The sequence below is a fragment of the Pseudoalteromonas sp. UG3-2 genome (assembly GCF_037120705.1).
Classification (GTDB): Bacteria; Pseudomonadota; Gammaproteobacteria; order Enterobacterales; family Alteromonadaceae; genus Pseudoalteromonas.
In genome coordinates, this window is record NZ_JAWLJU010000002.1 from 3,224,227 (window position 1) to 3,241,556 (window position 17,330).

The window sequence follows — 17,330 nt, forward strand, 5'->3', positions numbered from 1 at the left end:
ACCATTTTTAATGAAACTTCTGTTTTTGTATAAAAATTTTAAATGTTTAAATAAAAAAATATCATCGCCATAGGGGTGTGAAATAAATTCAATCCCTGCTTAAATATGGCCATGCTAATTTTACAGATGAATGAGTGTGGCTATCACCTCAGCATCTTTTAAAACCTTTACGTTTACCTAGGAGAAACCATGTTAGAACGTAACATGAACATCGCAGATTTTGATCCTGAACTACATGCAGCGATTGCGGCGGAAACTTCGCGCCAAGAAGAGCACATCGAGCTTATCGCCTCAGAAAACTACTGTAGTCCACGTGTTCTTGAAGCACAGGGATCGCAGTTAACCAATAAATATGCTGAGGGTTATCCAGGTAAGCGTTATTACGGTGGTTGTGAGCACGTTGATGTGGTTGAACAATTAGCCATAGACCGCGCTAACGAACTATTTGGTTCAACCTACGCAAACGTGCAACCACACGCAGGTTCGCAAGCCAATGCAGCGGTTTTCCAAGCGCTACTTCAGCCACACGATACCGTACTAGGTATGAGCCTGGCACACGGTGGCCACTTAACTCATGGTTCGCACGTAAACTTCTCTGGTAAAACCTATAACGCCATTCAATATGGCCTAAACGAAGAAACCGGTGAAATTGATTACGCTCAGGTTGAAGCATTAGCTCTTGAGCACAAGCCAAAAATGATCATTGGCGGTTTCTCTGCTTATTCAGGTATTGTTGATTGGGCTAAGTTCCGCGAGATTGCTGATAAAGTAGGTGCTTACTTACTGGTTGATATGGCACACGTAGCAGGCCTTGTTGCCGCGGGTGTTTACCCAAGTCCAGTGCCTCACGCCCACGTAGTTACCACCACAACGCACAAAACGCTAGCAGGCCCACGTGGTGGTCTGATCATTTCAGCTTGTGGTGACGAAGATATCTACAAAAAGCTAAACAGTGCGGTTTTCCCTGGTGGTCAAGGTGGTCCTTTGTGTCACGTAATTGCGGCTAAAGCAGTGGCGTTCAAAGAAGCACTTGAGCCAGAGTTCAAAGCATACCAAACCCAAGTGGTAAAAAATGCCCAGGCAATGGTAGAAGTACTGCAACAGCGCGGCTACAAAGTGGTTTCTGGTAAAACCGATAACCACTTATTCCTGCTTGACCTGATTGACAAAGACATCACGGGTAAAGACGCAGATGCGGCACTGGGTAATGCCAATATCACGGTAAATAAAAACTCAGTACCGAATGACCCGCGTTCACCGTTTGTTACTTCTGGTCTGCGTATCGGCTCGCCGGCTATCACCCGTCGTGGCTTTAAAGAAGCGGAATCGAAAGAGCTTGCAGGTTGGATTTGTGACGTCTTAGATAACATCAACGACCCAGCGGTTCAGGCCCAAGTGAAAGAAAAAGTAAAAGCAATTTGTGCTAAATTACCGGTTTACGCATAAAATCGCACACAAAAAAGCAGTTTTTTTGTTATGATTAAGGCCGCATTTAAGCGGCCTTTTTTGTTTGCCCGGTTCTCATTAAGGTCGCTCTAACCAATTGCCTGTTTGCTCAAAGTAACAGTTGGCAAAGCTGGTCAAGGCGAGTGATGGCCAAACTCAGTCAAACACTCACTGGTATTCCAGCCTCGTTTGGTTAGCGATGAAGCCGTTACGCATTAACACGCGATGACTGCATAAACATCCTATTTAGTTTTGTAGAGCTGGGGTTAGTTAACGAGAACGCTTATGCATTGCCCATTTTGTACAGCCAAAGACACCAAAGTGATCGATTCCAGATTGATCGCATCCGGTCATCAAGTTCGCCGCCGCCGTGAGTGCATTTTATGCCATGAGCGCTTTACCACCTTTGAAGGCGCTGAACTGCTTATGCCCAGAGTGATAAAACAAGATGGTTCGCGTGAGCCTTTTAACGAAGACAAACTTCTCAATGGTATGCATCGGGCACTAGAAAAGCGTCCCGTCAGCACCGAACAAATAGAAGAAGTGGTACATAAAATTAAGTCGCAAATTCGTGGCACTGGCGAGCGCGAAGTGTCCAGTGACTTGATTGGCGAATGTATCATGGAGTCATTAAAAAAACTCGATAAAGTGGCGTATGTGCGCTTTGCTTCTGTGTATCGCTCGTTTGAAGATATTCGTGAATTTGGCGAAGAAATTGCGAGGCTAGGAGATTGAGCCAGTCGTTTAGCCCACAAGACCAAGCCTATATGCAGCGCGCCATTGCGCTGGCAAAGCGTGGTCAGTTTACCACCAGTCCTAATCCCAATGTTGGCTGCGTGATTGTTAAAAACGATGAAATTGTTGGTGAAGGCGCGCACTTGAAAGCAGGCGAGCCCCATGCTGAAGTGCATGCACTGCGAATGGCAGGCGCGCGTGCCCAAGGGGCCACCGCTTATGTGACATTAGAGCCATGCAGTCACTATGGCCGCACGCCACCCTGTGCTGAGGGGCTGATCAAAGCCAAAGTGGCCAAAGTCATTGCCGCGATGGTGGACCCCAACCCCGAAGTCGCTGGGCGCGGTCTGGCGATGTTACAAGACGCTGGCATTGACACCGCTTCAGGGTTGTTAGAGCAGCAAGCGGTAGAGCTTAATCGTGGTTTTTTAAAGCGTATGGCAACAGCAATGCCGTTTGTGAGCTGTAAATTAGCGGCCTCACTGGACGGTAAAACGGCGCTGAATAATGGCCAAAGTAAATGGATCACCTCTGAGCCCGCTCGCCTGGACGTACAACAACATCGCGCCCAAAGCTGCGCCATTCTCAGCGGCGCCGATACCGTGCTTGTAGACAATGCCCGATTAAACGTGCGCAGTGAATTTGCCACGCAAGTAGAGTATCCATTAACGCAAATTCGCCAACCGCTGCGCGCCGTGATTGACTCTGCGAATCGTTTGACCCCAGACTTGGCGTTTTTTCAAATTGCTGCACCGATAGTTATTTTCCGTCGTACTATTGATAATTCACACGATTGGCCTCATTACGTAGAACAAATTGTTATACCTGAAGTGGCAGGAAAGCTGGATTTGCAGGCGATCTTGCTGACGCTCGGTGACAAACAATGTAATGCCGTGTGGCTCGAGGCTGGAGCTACTTTGTGTGGTGCCATGCATGAGCAAAACCTAATTGATGAATACATTGTTTATTTGGCACCTAAAATCATAGGTCCAGGGCGGGGGTTATTTAATACATCGGAACTGACTCAGATGAGTGACATCGCTGAGCTGCAATTTAATGCCGTGAGCCAAATTGGCCCAGATATAAAAATCATCGCAAGTAAAGAGAAGTAATATGTTTACAGGTATTGTTGAAGCAACAGGTAAAATTAGCGAGCTACAGTTACAAGGCGGTGATTTAATTGTCAGAATTTCTAGCTCGTCACTGGATATGCAGGATGTGGAATTAGGCGATAGCATTGCCACCAATGGTGTGTGCTTGACCGTGACGGCAAAGTTTAACGACGGTTTCCGTGCCGATGTCTCTAATGAAACACGGGCGCTAACGCTGTTTTCTGAATACCAAAAAGGTCAACTGGTGAACCTTGAAAAGGCGCTACAGCCGACTTCGCGTTTAGGTGGTCACTTGGTCTCCGGGCACATCGATGGCGTTGCTGAAGTGGTGGCGATTAACCCTAATGCCAGAGCCACGGAGTATTGGTTAGAAACCAAACCTGAGCTAATGAAATACATCCCCTATAAGGGATCTGTTGCTATTGACGGTATCAGCCTAACGGTGAATGCCGTAGAAGAGAATAAATTTAAATTGACCATAGTGCCACATACGGCACAAGAAACCACCGTAGCGGGGTTTCAGGTTGGGTCAAAGGTCAACCTTGAAGTTGACCAAATTGCGCGCTACCTCGAAAGGTTAATTCATGCCGAGCAAGGCGCAGCCAGCGGTTCTACTCTCACAACAAGTTTATTGGCGAAAGCTGGCTTTATAAAGTAGCCAAAGACAAAGTACAAAATGGGAAAACTATGAGTTTAAACACTGCTGAGGAAATCATTGCTGACATTAAAGCCGGTAAAATGGTGATTTTAATGGATGATGAAGACCGAGAAAATGAAGGTGATCTGATCATTGCGGCAGAACACATTACACCAGACGCAATCAATTTCATGGCGACCTACGGCCGCGGTTTAATCTGTTTGACTATGACTCAGGAGCGTTGTGAGCAATTAAACTTACCGCTGATGGTAAAGTCGAATGGCGCGCAATTTTCCACTAACTTTACTTTGTCTATCGAAGCGGCAAAGGGAGTCACTACCGGGATCTCAGCCGCTGACCGCGCGCGCACTGTTCAGGCTGCCGTTGCCAAAGGCGCAGTACCAGAAGACATTGTGCAACCAGGGCACATTTTCCCTATTATGGCGCAGCCAGGTGGGGTATTAACCCGTGCAGGGCACACCGAAGCAGGCTGTGACTTAGCCAGGCTTGCTGGTCTTGAGCCGTCATCGGTGATCGTCGAAATTCTCAATCCCGATGGTACCATGGCACGTCGCCCGCAATTGGAAGTGTTTGCTAACGAACATGGCATTAAAATTGGCACCATTGCCGATTTAATTGAGTACCGCAACCTTAATGAAACCACCATTGAAAAAGTGGCACAGTGCAAGCTGCCGACTGAATATGGTGAGTTTAATCTAGTGACTTACAAAGACACCATCGACAATCAACTGCACTACGCCATGATTAAAGGCGAAGTGAAAAGCGATGCTGCCAACCTAGTTCGAGTGCACTTGCAAAGCACCTTTAATGATATTTTGCATTCAGACCGCAGTGCTGACAGAAGTTGGACTTTGCCAAGTGCCATGCAATACATCGCCGAGCACGATGGCGTGTTGGTGATTTTAGGTAAACAAGAGCACAGCGAAGACATCGAAGCTTTGGTTAAAGCCTTTGCCGCAGAAGATGCCGGTGAAAAAGTGAATTACCGCAAGTTTCAAGGCACCTCGCGTACCGTAGGGGTGGGCTCACAAATTTTGGCGGATTTGGGGATCCAAAAAATGCGCCTAATGAGCTTACCGAAAAAGTATCACGCGCTGTCGGGCTTCCACCTCGAAGTGGTTGAATACGTAGAACCGCAATAAAAAATCACAGCCAAATTGATTGTTATTGTCTACGCTGAGATAGTAGGCGAATGTCATAATACTGTGTTATTATGCGCCTCAATTTGGCAATTGCTCAGACTGATTAGGAACATCTGATGAAAGTAATCGAAGGTAATAAATACGCACCAGGCAAAAAATTTGCCATTGTCATTTCACGCTTTAATGATTTTATTGGCAGCAGCTTGTTAGAAGGCGCCGTTGATGAATTAAAACGCACCGGCGGTGTGAGTGAAGATGATATTACGGTTGTATATGTACCTGGCGCTGTAGAGCTACCACTGGCGGCAAAACGCATTGCAATGAAAAAAGAGCATGATGCTATCATTGCCCTAGGCGTGATTATTCGCGGCGGTACACCTCACTTTGATTTAGTCGCTAACGAGTCAAACAAAGGCTTAGCCAGTGTTTCACTCGACTACGATGTTCCTGTGGCTTTTGGCGTACTGACTACTGAAAGCATTGAGCAAGCCATAGAGCGCGCGGGCACCAAAATGGGCAACAAAGGCGGCGAAGCTGCTCTTGGTGCACTGGAAATGGTGAACGTGCTTGAGCAAATTTAAGAGGAATCTCAGTGAAACCAGCAGCTAGACGCAAAGCACGTGTACTCGCTTTACAAGCTATTTATTCATGGCAGCTAAGTGGCAATCCAATTGCCGATATTGAACAGCAAATGCTTATCGAGAACGACGTCAGCAAAGTTGATGTCGAATACTTTAAAGACTTGGCTCGTGGTGTGGTGGTAAACCAAAAGCAATTGGATGAAGTCATTGCACCACACCTAGCACGCCCACTTGCTGAGCTCGATATGGTCGAGCTTGCGGTGTTACGAGTAAGCGCTTATGAGCTTAAGTTCCGCGAAGATGTACCATACAAAGTGGCCATCAACGAGGGCATTGAGCTGGCGAAGATGTTTGGTGCTGAAGAAAGTCACAAGTTCGTTAATGGCGTACTAGATAAAGCCGTTAAGTTTATACGCAGGTAAGTGTGATTATAGGAACAGCCGGCCTAGGCCGGCTTTTTTGTGTATGAAAGAATTTGAGCTAATCAATCATTACTTTAAAGGTCGTGGCATCGTTCGTCGCGATGTTGAACTGGGGATCGGTGATGACTGTGCATTAGTCAGTGTTCCCGATGGTTATCAATTAGCGATCACCACAGACACCTTGGTGAGCGGAGTGCACTTCTTCTCCGATATTCCAGCAAAAGCCTTAGGCCACCGTGTTATTGCGGTTAACCTCAGTGACTTAGCAGCCATGGGCGCGGAGCCGGCGTGGATTTCGCTAGGCTTGACCCTGCCGAATGCGGATATGGATTGGCTCGAGGCTTTTACCGCTGGCATGCATGAAATTGCCCAGTATTATAATGTCCAAATCATTGGCGGAGATACCACCCAAGGGCCACTGACCGTCACTGTGTGTGCCAAAGGTATTTTACCCGCAGGCAAAGGGCTAAAACGCAGCGGTGCTAAGGTGGGTGACTGGATTTATGTCACTGGGCCTTTAGGAGATGCCGGTTTGGCCATTGAAGCGCGCAAGCAAGGCTGGTCGCTAGCCGCTGAACACTTGGCGGCAGCACAGCACAAGTTTCACTTTCCTGCGCCACAGGTGGCAGCTGGGCAAGTACTCCGAGGCTTAGCCACTGCAGCGATTGATATCTCTGATGGGTTACTGGCCGACTTACAACACATTCTTCGCAGTTCCGATGTTGGTGCTAAAGTAGACGCCGATAAGGTGCCCATGTCTGCGGCGTTAACTGAGAGCTTGGCAGAGGATCAAAGATTAGCACTGGCGCTTGGCTTTGGTGATGATTATGAGCTGCTGTTTACCGTCAATGACAACAACAAAAGTGCTGTTGAAAGTCGTTTACAACAGTATGGTGTAGAGCCGGTTTGTGTCGGCCAAATTACAGCCCAAAGTGGTGAAATTCAATTGCTCAACCAAGGCCAGCCGTACCAATTACGTGGTATGGGATTTGAGCACTTCAGCTAGGAGTCGGTTTGATTACGCAGTACAAATTTGATTTAACTAAACCCCATCAGTTTTTTGCCTTAGGGTTTGGTTTAGGGCTTGCTAAAAAGGCGCCTGGAACCGTGGGCACCATAGGCGCACTGCCATTTATTTTTCTTACTTATGGCATGCCAATTTGGTTTCAAGGCATTGTTGCTATCATCATGACCTTGTTTGGTATTTGGGTTTGTGGCAAAACCGCAGATGATGTTAATGTACATGACCACCCCGCTATTGTGTGGGACGAGGTGGCTGGATTTTATATAACCATGATTGGTGCTGCCTTGAGTTGGCAGGCATTGTTAGTGGGGTTTATTTTATTCCGCTTTTTTGACATTCTAAAACCCGGTCCCATCCGCTTTTTGGATAAGCGCCTTCATGGCGGTTCGGGGATTATGCTAGATGACGTATTGGCTGGTCTTTTTTCATTGGTTTGCGTGCAAGCTTTGTTTAAAACTGGCATTTTAACTTAACTGTGCTTATGTGATGGAATCCCAATGACACGGCTCTTGTTTTTGCTTTTTGGTTTGCTGCTTTCAAGCTCGAGCTTGGCGGCCATTGACGACTATGTTGTCAAACAGTGGAATATACAAAGCGGATTACCATCGCAAAGCGTTAAAAGTGTGGTACAAGACGAGCAGGGCTACATTTGGTTAGGCACCCAGTTTGGCTTAAGTCGTTTCGACGGTCATCAATTTCAAAACTTCAACACCCAAAATACCGACTTTCTCAATAGTAACGCCATCAATAAGTTGCTGGTGGACCGCTTTGGGATGTTATGGATTGGCACCCGCCGCGGCTTATTGCGCCTAGACCCACAAACCATGGTGGCGCAGCGGTTTGACTTACAAGGTCCGGTGCGCGATATTTTGGCTGATGAAGACGGTGGTATTTGGGTTGCCGCCCATGGTCTTTATTATGTCTCTGCGAAAAAGTTAACCCTTGCTGCAAATAACATCGAGCAATCCAACCTCAGCGTCACTCAGATTAATCAAATCGTCGGCTCCGTCACCAAAATGGCACTGGTGCCCGATGGCATTTGGCTGGTCAATGAGCGGCACTTGCTGAAAATCAGCGAGTCCAGCAACCGCAGTGGTGATGGCGTTAGACTGGAATTGGCCAGCAAAGTCTCTCTTCCTGAACAGCTGGCCCAAACCATAGTGCATGACTTGGCTTGGGTGGATGGGAAGTTATTTCTAGCTTCTGAGTTAGGTGCCTACTTTCTCGACTTTGACGAGGTGCTAAGGCGCTATCAAGAAGTGGGCAATAATGCCGTGTATAAGTTCCTCAATGACAAAGAGGGTGGGCTATGGGTATCCACCTATGGCCGTTTATTGTATCGTCAGAGTAATGGTATTTGGCAGTCCGTTGAGCCCATACAGCTGGATCAAAGTATTTGGTTTGCTGATATCTTTATGGACGATGACAGCAATATATGGCTGGCAAGTTTGAACGAAGGGTTATGGTTAGCCCATGCCGGTAAAGTGGAACGCCATCATATTGGCCAGCGCAGCAGCCAAGCCATTTCAGCCATTACGCAAAGCCCAGATGGCGACATTTGGGTTGCCAGCCGAGAAGGGCTTGGGATCATCGGCCCCAGAGAGGGCTATAAGCCAGTGCTCAGCAGTTTGCAGCTCAACCGCTCGGTGATCCACGATTTAGAATTTGTCGATGAGCGCTTAATTATCGGCACAGATCGCGGCGCTTTGTTGTATGAAGAGGGCTCGCTGCAACCGATTAGCGATCGTGAGCTACGACAAAATCCGGTGTTCTCGTTAAGCCCATCAAACCGTGGCGGCATGTGGTTTGGTACCGGACGAGGACTGTATCGTCTTGATTATAATGGCATCACGCCGTTTGCTTACAATGCCTTTTTAGGCAGTCAATTTGTCACCTTTGTGCAAGATTTTCCCCGTTACGGCTTTATTGGCACCAATAAAGGGGCGTATCGCTATAACGACAAAGGCATTGAAAAAATTGGTGCGCAGATTTCTTTAGACTCGGCATACGTCACCAGTATTTTGCATCTAGATACAGTGACCACCTTAGTAGGATCGCTTAATGACGGCTTATTCTATCGTACCAAGACCGGCGACTGGTATCAGCTCGATGCTTCCAACGGCTTACCTTATGGCTCCATTTTTTCCTTGCACTTTGATAAAAATAACCAGCTGATCTGGGTTAGCACCATGAAAGGTGTGTATCGCATGCCCGTGAAACAGTTCAGCACTAAGATAGAAAGCCTTAAGGTTGAGCAAGTGATCAGTCCGTTTGACCGTCAGCTCGATGGTCGACCTAGTCAATGCTGTTCAGGGCTTGGCCATGATGCGGTGGTAGAAACTGATGAAGCGATTTTTTATCCCAGCTTACAGGGAGTGGTGGAGATACCTAAAAACGTCCAGCTGTTCGGCGGCGGGGATTTACAGCCACGTTTTGAATCCCTGGTCACAGACGAGCGCACATTAAGCTCAAACGCGCTCACTTCTGAGGTTGAACTCGATACCTCAGAGCGTGACTTAACCATTAATTATACTGCGATTGATTTTTACGCCCCCCACAGCATTGAGTTTCGCTATCGCTTAGAAGGGCATGATAGTCAATGGCGCGATGCTCAGTCTCGTCGTGAGGCGATTTATACCAACTTGCCACCAGGCAACTTTCGCTTTCTACTAGAAGTAAAGCGGCAAGGGCAAGACTGGGAGCAAGCAAAAACCTTGGCACTGGATATTCTGATGCCGCGGCGCTTTGACGAAACCGTGTACTTCAGGCTGTTTATTACCTGTGCCTTTGTGTTTATGTTCTACCTGATCTTTTGGGTCTTCAGAGCGCAAGAAAGGCGCAAGCAGGCCGCTTTAGAAGATTTAGTTGCTGAACGTACCACCGAGTTACGTAAGGCCAATGAAAAGCTTAACCAGGTCAATACTCAGCTAAAACTGGTGAGCCACTCTGATGAGCTCACTGGGCTGCGGAGCCGCCGCTTCTTGTTCGACCAATTACCCAAAGACGTTGAGCACTATCAGCGCAACGCGCAATCCCTACAGGCACAAAATAAGAGCCTAGTATTGATGATCATGAATATCGACAACTTCAGCAAGATCAATGATTCTTATGGGCCCATTGGCGGCGATAGTTGCTTACAACAGTTAGCCACGTTACTGAATACTCGTACCCAAGGCTCGGATTATGTGGTGCGGTGGAGTGGCGATGAGTTCTTATTGTTGCTCAGGGATTTCAGTCGCGATCACATTGAAGAATACGTTAGCGACTTGTGTAAGGCCATTGCAGAGACGGATTATTTATTACCTAACGGTAAGTCCACCAAGCTAACGGTATCCATGGGCTGGTCTTATTACCCGCTGCCGCTGTTAGGTGGCAAGGTAATTGGTTGGGAGTCGTCGGTGAATTTAGCGGATATTGCCCTGCACCAAGTGAAACAGCGCGGAGGCGATGGCGCCGCCACCATCATCTTTGATGAGCAACTGGATGCCTTTGAATTTGAACAAAGTGCCAACATAGAGGCGCAATTGGAGTTACTCCAGAGCAATGGCTTAGCCGACGTTAAAGTCTGGATGCGCTAGTAGTATTAATCACTGGGGTTTACTTAAGCGCATGAATAAAAAAGGCTTCTTAGTAGAAGCCTTTTTCGTATTTGGTGCGAGCGACAACGGCCGCGTTATTGTTGCATCCAGCGGTTGATTTGCTCGCGGATCCCGTCGCTGCTTAAGCCTAGTTCGGCATGAATTTCACCTTGAGTTCCGTGTTTAATGAACTCATCCGGTAAACCTAGTAGCTTCACAGGCTTGCTGTAGCCTTGGGCGGCAAAGTACTCAATCACCGCCGAGCCAGCGCCGCCAGCAATGGCGTTATCTTCTAGGGTGACAAAACGCTCGTGACTACCCACAAGCTCATCCAGCAGTACGGTGTCGAGTGGCTTAACAAAGCGCATATCCACCAAGGTCGCGTTCAGCTCGGCGGCCAATTCTGTGGCATTGTCCAATAAGGTACCAAAGTTTAAAATAGCCAGCTTTTCACCTTCGCGGACTACTTTGGCTTTGCCTATTTCTAGTGCCGTCATGGTCTGACTGACTTCAGCACTGCCTGCGCTACCACGAGGATAACGTACAGCAGCCGGTTGCTGTAATAAATGACCAGTGTAAAGCATCTGACGACACTCATTTAAATCACTCGGGGCCATCACCACCAAATTAGGAATACAACGTAAGAAGCTTAAATCGTACGCACCTTGGTGAGTTTCTCCATCAGCACCCACCACACCAGCGCGGTCAATAGCAAACAGGACTGGTAAGTTCTGTAGTGCCACATCGTGAATAAGCTGATCGTATGCCCGTTGTAAAAACGTCGAGTAAATCGCCACAACCGCGTTCAAGCCTTCACAGGCAAATCCTGCACCAAGGGTCACGGCGTGTTGCTCGGCAATGGCAACATCAAAATATTGCTGTGGATACTCTTTTGAGAAGCGCACTAGCCCAGAGCCTTCGCGCATAGCCGGCGTTATGGCCATCAGCTTGCTGTCTTCGGCGGCCATGTCACAGAGCCAGTCGCCAAACACTTTTGAGAAGGTCGGGGCACTGGGTTTGGATTTCGGTAGACTGTGCACGCTAGGATCAAACTTAGGCACGCCGTGGTAGCCAATAGGATCGGCTTCTGCAGGTTTGTACCCTTTGCCTTTTTGCGTCTTGATGTGCAGCAGTTGCGGGCCTTTTAGGCTGCGCATATTACGCAGCGTGTCGACTAACATGCCAACATCATGGCCGTCGATGGGGCCAATATAGTTAAAGCCCAGCTCTTCGAAGAAAGTCCCCGGTATAATCATACCTTTGAGGTGTTCTTCCATTCTTCCAGCCAGCTCTTTCACCGGCGGTACTCCTGAAAGCAGCTTTTTGCTGCCTTCACGAATATTGGTGTAAAAGCTGCCAGAAAGAATTTTTGCAAACTGGTTGTTCAATGCCCCGACGTTTTCAGAAATCGACATTTCATTATCGTTGAGGATCACCAGCATATCTGGATTGACGTCGCCAGCGTGATTCATGGCTTCAAATGCCATGCCCGCGGTCATGGCACCATCGCCAATCACCGCCACCGTTTTTCTGCCTTGGCCTTCTTTTTCAGCGGCAATGGCCATAGCCAATGCGGCAGAAATAGACGTACTTGAGTGACCGACACTAAAGGTATCGTATTCACTTTCGCCACGATAAGGGAACGGGTGGAGGCCATCTTTTTGGCGAATGCTATGCATTTGGTCACGGCGACCTGTGAGTATTTTGTGGGGGTAGGCTTGATGGCCAACGTCCCAAACTAACCTGTCGGTTGGGGTCGAGTAGACGTAGTGCAATGCCACTGTAAGCTCAACGGTGCCTAAACCCGAAGCAAGATGGCCACTGCTTTGTGACACTGAATCGAGTAAGTAGGCACGTAACTCATCACTAAGCGCCATTAACTTGTGTTGTGGTAGTTGACGAAGCTGACTCGGTTCGTCAATTAACGCCAATAAAGGATACTTGCTGCTATCAAGTTTCATGGTAATTATCAGAGTCCTAAGCGAGCCTGTGCAAGCAAATTGGTATAAATTGGCACGACTCACTGCAAAGTTATTAAAATTCTTCAGCAACTGGTCATATTATTACGTTCACCAGTTTTTACAAAGCAATTGTGTCTTTTTTCTTACGCCTGAGTGCTTAATGATCTCTGGCAATAATATAATTGGCTAACGCCGCCAGGGTTTGCGTATTTCCTGGTACATCCTCTAAGGCTTGCAAGGCGGTATCTATCAACTGCTCTGCTTTCAGTTGTGCTTGTGGTAGTCCAAGTAATGCTGGGTAGGTCGCTTTGTTGTGACCTAGGTCCGAGCCTTGTGGTTTGCCCAGTGTAGCCGTATCGCCCTCAACATCAAGAATGTCATCTCTAACCTGAAAGGCCAGACCAATGGCGTTACCATAGGTACGCATGGCGCTACGCACTTGATCAGTGATGGTATCGCTGCGGCCGCACAGCAAGCCCAGTTCAATAGCGCTGTTCAGTAAGGCACCGGTTTTTAAGCGGTGAATACGCTCAAGTTCGCTGATGGTGATGGCTTTATCTGTGGCGGCGATATCAAGCGCTTGCCCACCCACCATACCTTGCAACCCTGAGGCTTTAGCCAACACTTGGATCATCTGCAGTTGCTGTTGCTGGCTGACTGCAAAGCTGTGATTGCTTAGCAACTCAAACGCCAAGGTTTGTAGGGCGTCGCCTGCTAAAATGGCCGTTGCTTCATCATACATAACATGACAAGTCGGGCGCCCGCGCCTGAGATCGTCGTCGTCCATGGCTGGCAAGTCATCGTGAACCAAAGAGTAACTGTGAATACATTCAATGGCTGCCGCAGCACGGTTAAGGTCTTCAGCGTCAGCGCCAAACAGCTCACCTGTACTGAATACTAAAAATGGCCGTAACCGTTTGCCGCCATTTTCGATGCTGTATCGAGTTGCTGCTTTGATGGTGTCATCGGTGTCGAGCTGTTGTGCAAAGTAGTCGACAATGGTGCTTTCTACTCGAGATTTGGCACGTTCTAATTGTGTGTGTAGTTCGTTGGACATTATGCTTCGTTATCAAATGGCTTTAACTGCGCTTGTTCGCCTTCGCCCATTAAAATGGCAACCTGTTGTTCAGCTTGTTGGAGCTTTTGATTGGAGGCGTTGGCCAGCTTAATGCCGCGCTCAAACTGTTTTAATGCTTGGTCAAGCGCTAAACTGCCATTTTCCATATCTGCAACAATTTGCTCAAGTTCTTGCATGGCTTCTTCAAAGCTTAAGTTTTCTGGTTTTTTAACCGCCATAAGTAACATTGACCTGTAATATGAAAGTGCAGCAATTTTAGGGGGATTGGGCGCAGAGGTCAAAAAAACCCGCGACTTTTTGATCCCAGTGCGTATCGTCATCACAAGATCTGCTATAAACTCGCATTTTAAACACTTTTTAATATAATAGTGTTAAGTTGTAGCAAAACTTGCCGATAAACCGAATAATAATAACTGCGTGATTTATCACAAATAACTTCCCCCGGAGGACATGTGGATTTAGCAACGGTAATAGGGATCCTGGGTGCCATAGGTTTGATTATTATGTCTATGGTACTAAGTAGTGATGGCCAGGTCGCGATGTTCTATAACACGCCTTCCGTCGTTATCGTATTTGGTGGCTCGATCTTCATCGTGTTATCCAACTTTACCTTAGGTCAGTTCTTTGGCATCGGTAAAGTGGCCGCAAAGGCCTTTATGTTCAAAATTGAAACCCCAGAAGAATTGATCGAAAAAGCCGTTGAACTTGCTGACTCTGCTCGTAAAGGGGGCTTTTTGGCGCTGGAAGAAGCGGAAATTCCCAACCAGTTTATGCGTAAGGGCGTAGACATGCTGGTGGATGGTCACGATGCCGACGTGGTACGTGCTACCTTACAAAAAGACATTGCATTAACGACCAATCGCCATGAAATGGGGGCGGGGTTATTTAAATCACTGGCAGATATTGCTCCGGCAATGGGGATGATTGGTACCCTTATCGGGCTAGTGGCGATGCTATCTAACATGGATGACCCAAAAGCCATCGGTCCGGCAATGGCCGTGGCACTCTTAACCACTTTGTATGGTGCCTTCTTAGCCAACGTGGTTGCTATCCCAATTCAAACCAAGTTGGAATTGCGTAAAGACGAAGAAGAGCGCAACCAACGCCTCATTCTGGATGCGGTGTTAGGCATTCAAGATGGTCAAAATCCGAAAGTCATTGAAGGTATTCTGAAAAATTATTTACCTGAGTCTAAGCGTGGTGTCGAGGCCGAGGAGTAACTATGTCAGATGAAAAAGAATGCAAATGTCCACCGCCTGGCCTGCCGGCTTGGATGGGGACGTTTGCCGATCTGATGTCGTTGCTAATGTGCTTTTTCGTATTGCTATTGGCTTTCTCGGAAATGGACGTGCTTAAGTTTAAGCAAATTGCAGGCTCAATGAAGTTTGCTTTCGGGGTGCAAAACAAAATTGAAGTAAAAGACATTCCCAAGGGCACCAGCGTCATTGCGATGGAGTTCACGCCAGGTAAACCAGAACCCACTCCCATTGAAACCATTCAACAACAAACCGTTGAGATGACCCAGCAAATGCTGGAATTTCAAGCGGGCGATGAGTCATCAGCAGGGGGGCGTCAGGAGCAGCGTGGCAACAAACGTGGCGGTGAGTCTTCGAGCACTGCTCAGCAACAGGCCTCTACACAGGCCGTTGCTTCTGCCGATCAAGAACAAGTTAACGAGTTGGTGAAAAAGATAGCGCAGCAGTTAGAAAAGCAAATTATGGACGGCGCTATTGAACTGGAGTCACTGGGGCAACAAATCATTATCCGCATTCAAGAGAACGGCTCTTTTCCCGCCGGTAGCGCGTTTTTACAGCCCAAATTTGAGCCTGTGATTGAAGATATTGCCGAGTTACTTAAAGACGTACCTGGTGAAATCACCGTATCAGGCCACACCGATGATTTTCGCGTTACCAATGAGCTTTATTCCAATAACTGGGACTTATCTGCCACTCGAGCGGTGGCGGTAGCCAGCGTAATGGAGGGAGTTCCGGGTTTTGATAAAAACCGCATGGTGGTAGTAGGGCACGCCGACACTCGGCCGTTGGTTCCCAATGAAACCAACGCTGACAGGCGCCGCAACCGCCGCGTAGAGATTTCTATTCTGCAAGGCAAGCCGAAAGAATCTGATCCCATTGAAGTAAGAGAAAATTAATTACATCTTATTACGCAACAGTTATTCTCATTGTCAATGTTGCAACCTTGTGGCGTTAATAAGCTTTTGGCAGCTAAGAAAGCGGCGCAAGACCTAAAGCAGCATGGCGAGACTAGCTGCTAAGCAGCCAGTCACGAATGGCGTTTAGCCAAGGCTTGGGATCAATCCCGCCATTTGCATAAATTGCGAAGAGATGATCATTATCCCAAACAGAGCGGCTAACCCCAGCCCCAGGTTTCCACCTTTCACTCGATAGCCTTCAGCGCCTCGTATTTTTCGTTGCTTCCAGACCATGGCTACAGGCAGGAAAACCGCTAACACAACCAGTGCAATGGCGGCGTAACCCAGTGCCATAATAAACCCTTTAGGATAAAACAAGGCAAAGCCCAGCGGTGGCAAAAAGGTAATTAGCGCGGTTTTAATGCGATCTTTACTGGTATTTTGCTTTTTAAAGGCATCGGCAAAAAAGTCGAACAGTCCTAAACTCACACCTAAGAACGAAGTCGCCAGCGCTAAGTCAGCAAACACCGTCACAAACACTTGAACATTGTCGTTGTGAGCAATGGCAGAAATACTACTGACAAAGCCAGGTAAGCCTTTGCTGGCCATTAGGCTTTCTTGACCCATTACGCCTTGGCTTAATAATTGCCAAAAGACATAAATGATGAGTGGCAGCGAGGCGCCAAACATCATCACTCTGCGCAATTGACGAATATCGACGCCCACGTATTTTACGATAGACGGGATAGAGCCATGAAAGCCAAACGAAGTAAAAATGACAGGAATGGCGGCGATCACTAAACCTTGCTCTACCGGCATGTCGACTAAGTGCTGACCATGGACGTAGGGCGTTAAGATAAAAAATAAACTGGCCAACACCACTACTTTAATGGTGAATAGCAACTGATTCAGCTTATCCACCGTGCCGGTGCCTAAAGTAACTATGGTGGCAATCACTAAGGCCAATAGAATTGAGCCGGCTTGAGGTGAGACCTCACTGCCAACTAAATTGATCAGTTTGGTTTGTAGCTGAGAGCCGCCGCCAGCGATATAGGCGGCACACAGGGCATAAAATAAAAAGATCATGGAGAAGTTAGCAATATACTGTCCTGGTTTACCCAATAAGTTTTTTGCCAGTGTATTTAAGGTGGCGTTCTGATCGGCATACTGATGCACTTCCAGCATGAGTAATGCAGTGTAGGTCATTAGTAGCCAAGTGGCGGCCAGTAAAATGATGGCAGTAGAAAACCCCAGCCCTGCAGATGCGATGGGCAGAGCTAGCATGCCCGCACCGATGGTCGTCCCTGCGACAATCAGCATGCTGCCCAGCGTTTTATTTTTAAGCACGTTTTGCCCCTGATTATTATTTTCTGGAGTGGCAAGATATAACGAATGACGCACAATTGAAATAGTTTTGCCATGACAGGCAAGTTTACAGCGG

At 47.6% G+C, this 17,330-nt stretch carries 16 protein-coding genes; 12 read left to right on the forward strand and 4 right to left on the reverse strand.

The features are described 5' to 3' along the window. Window positions 1-189 precede the first annotated feature (189 nt). The 10 genes from glyA to R3P39_RS17740 all read left to right on the forward strand — a co-directional run bounded on the left by glyA (window position 190) and on the right by R3P39_RS17740 (window position 10,698). Window positions 190-1,446 (forward strand): serine hydroxymethyltransferase, encoded by a 1,257-nt coding sequence (gene glyA, locus R3P39_RS17695; RefSeq protein WP_336569114.1) that lies wholly within the window; start codon window positions 190-192, stop codon window positions 1,444-1,446. Window positions 1,447-1,731: 285 nt separating this feature from the next. Continuing rightward, the gene (nrdR, locus tag R3P39_RS17700; RefSeq protein ID WP_336569115.1) at window positions 1,732-2,181 is read left to right on the forward strand and encodes a transcriptional regulator NrdR; all 450 of its coding nucleotides are present in this window, start codon (window positions 1,732-1,734) and stop codon (window positions 2,179-2,181) included. Beyond that, complete coding sequence (gene ribD / locus R3P39_RS17705) at window positions 2,178-3,293, forward strand: bifunctional diaminohydroxyphosphoribosylaminopyrimidine deaminase/5-amino-6-(5-phosphoribosylamino)uracil reductase RibD (protein ID WP_336569116.1); 1,116 nt, start codon at window positions 2,178-2,180, stop codon at window positions 3,291-3,293. Before nrdR ends, ribD begins: the two co-directional genes overlap by 4 nt. A gap of 1 nt (window position 3,294) precedes the next feature. Next, window positions 3,295-3,951, forward strand: coding sequence for a riboflavin synthase (locus tag R3P39_RS17710; protein ID WP_336569117.1), 657 nt, complete (start codon window positions 3,295-3,297; stop codon window positions 3,949-3,951). A gap of 29 nt (window positions 3,952-3,980) precedes the next feature. Further along, window positions 3,981-5,093, forward strand: coding sequence for a bifunctional 3,4-dihydroxy-2-butanone-4-phosphate synthase/GTP cyclohydrolase II (gene ribBA, locus R3P39_RS17715; RefSeq protein WP_336569118.1), 1,113 nt, complete (start codon window positions 3,981-3,983; stop codon window positions 5,091-5,093). A gap of 116 nt (window positions 5,094-5,209) precedes the next feature. Further along, complete coding sequence (gene ribH / locus R3P39_RS17720; protein WP_336569119.1) at window positions 5,210-5,674, forward strand: 6,7-dimethyl-8-ribityllumazine synthase; 465 nt, start codon at window positions 5,210-5,212, stop codon at window positions 5,672-5,674. Window positions 5,675-5,685: 11 nt separating this feature from the next. Continuing rightward, on the forward strand, window positions 5,686-6,096 hold the full coding sequence (gene nusB, locus R3P39_RS17725) for a transcription antitermination factor NusB (protein ID WP_336569120.1): 411 nt from the start codon (window positions 5,686-5,688) through the stop codon (window positions 6,094-6,096). Window positions 6,097-6,139: 43 nt separating this feature from the next. Beyond that, window positions 6,140-7,102 carry a thiamine-phosphate kinase gene (gene thiL, locus R3P39_RS17730; RefSeq protein WP_336569121.1) on the forward strand — a complete coding sequence of 321 codons (963 nt, stop codon included), beginning with the start codon at window positions 6,140-6,142 and terminating at the stop codon, window positions 7,100-7,102. 8 nt (window positions 7,103-7,110) lie between these two features. After that, a complete protein-coding gene (locus R3P39_RS17735) occupies window positions 7,111-7,593 on the forward strand; it encodes a phosphatidylglycerophosphatase A family protein (RefSeq protein WP_336569122.1) in 483 nt (160 codons plus the stop codon). 24 nt (window positions 7,594-7,617) lie between these two features. Continuing rightward, complete coding sequence (locus tag R3P39_RS17740) at window positions 7,618-10,698, forward strand: two-component regulator propeller domain-containing protein (RefSeq protein WP_336569123.1); 3,081 nt, start codon at window positions 7,618-7,620, stop codon at window positions 10,696-10,698. 95 nt (window positions 10,699-10,793) lie between these two features. Here R3P39_RS17740 and dxs read toward each other — a convergent pair whose 3' ends face one another. The 3 genes from dxs to xseB form a co-directional block, all read right to left on the reverse strand. Further along, complete coding sequence (gene dxs / locus R3P39_RS17745) at window positions 10,794-12,659, reverse strand: 1-deoxy-D-xylulose-5-phosphate synthase (RefSeq protein WP_336569124.1); 1,866 nt, start codon at window positions 12,657-12,659, stop codon at window positions 10,794-10,796. Between the two features lie 157 nt (window positions 12,660-12,816). Further along, complete coding sequence (ispA, locus tag R3P39_RS17750; protein WP_336569126.1) at window positions 12,817-13,716, reverse strand: (2E,6E)-farnesyl diphosphate synthase; 900 nt, start codon at window positions 13,714-13,716, stop codon at window positions 12,817-12,819. Continuing rightward, a complete protein-coding gene (gene xseB, locus R3P39_RS17755; RefSeq protein WP_336569127.1) occupies window positions 13,716-13,955 on the reverse strand; it encodes an exodeoxyribonuclease VII small subunit in 240 nt (79 codons plus the stop codon). Before xseB ends, ispA begins: the two co-directional genes overlap by 1 nt. Window positions 13,956-14,189: 234 nt before the next feature. Between xseB and pomA the strand changes: the two genes are divergently transcribed. Then, entirely contained in the window at window positions 14,190-14,957 is a 768-nt protein-coding gene (gene pomA / locus R3P39_RS17760) for a flagellar motor protein PomA (protein ID WP_336569128.1), read from the forward strand. A gap of 2 nt (window positions 14,958-14,959) precedes the next feature. Next, complete coding sequence (locus R3P39_RS17765) at window positions 14,960-15,889, forward strand: flagellar motor protein MotB (protein ID WP_336569129.1); 930 nt, start codon at window positions 14,960-14,962, stop codon at window positions 15,887-15,889. Between the two features lie 144 nt (window positions 15,890-16,033). Here the strand turns inward: R3P39_RS17765 and R3P39_RS17770 are convergent, their stop codons facing one another. Further along, window positions 16,034-17,236: an aromatic amino acid transport family protein gene (locus tag R3P39_RS17770; RefSeq protein ID WP_336569130.1), complete on the reverse strand. Its 1,203-nt coding sequence runs from the start codon at window positions 17,234-17,236 to the stop codon at window positions 16,034-16,036. Between the last annotated feature and the right edge of the window lie 94 nt (window positions 17,237-17,330).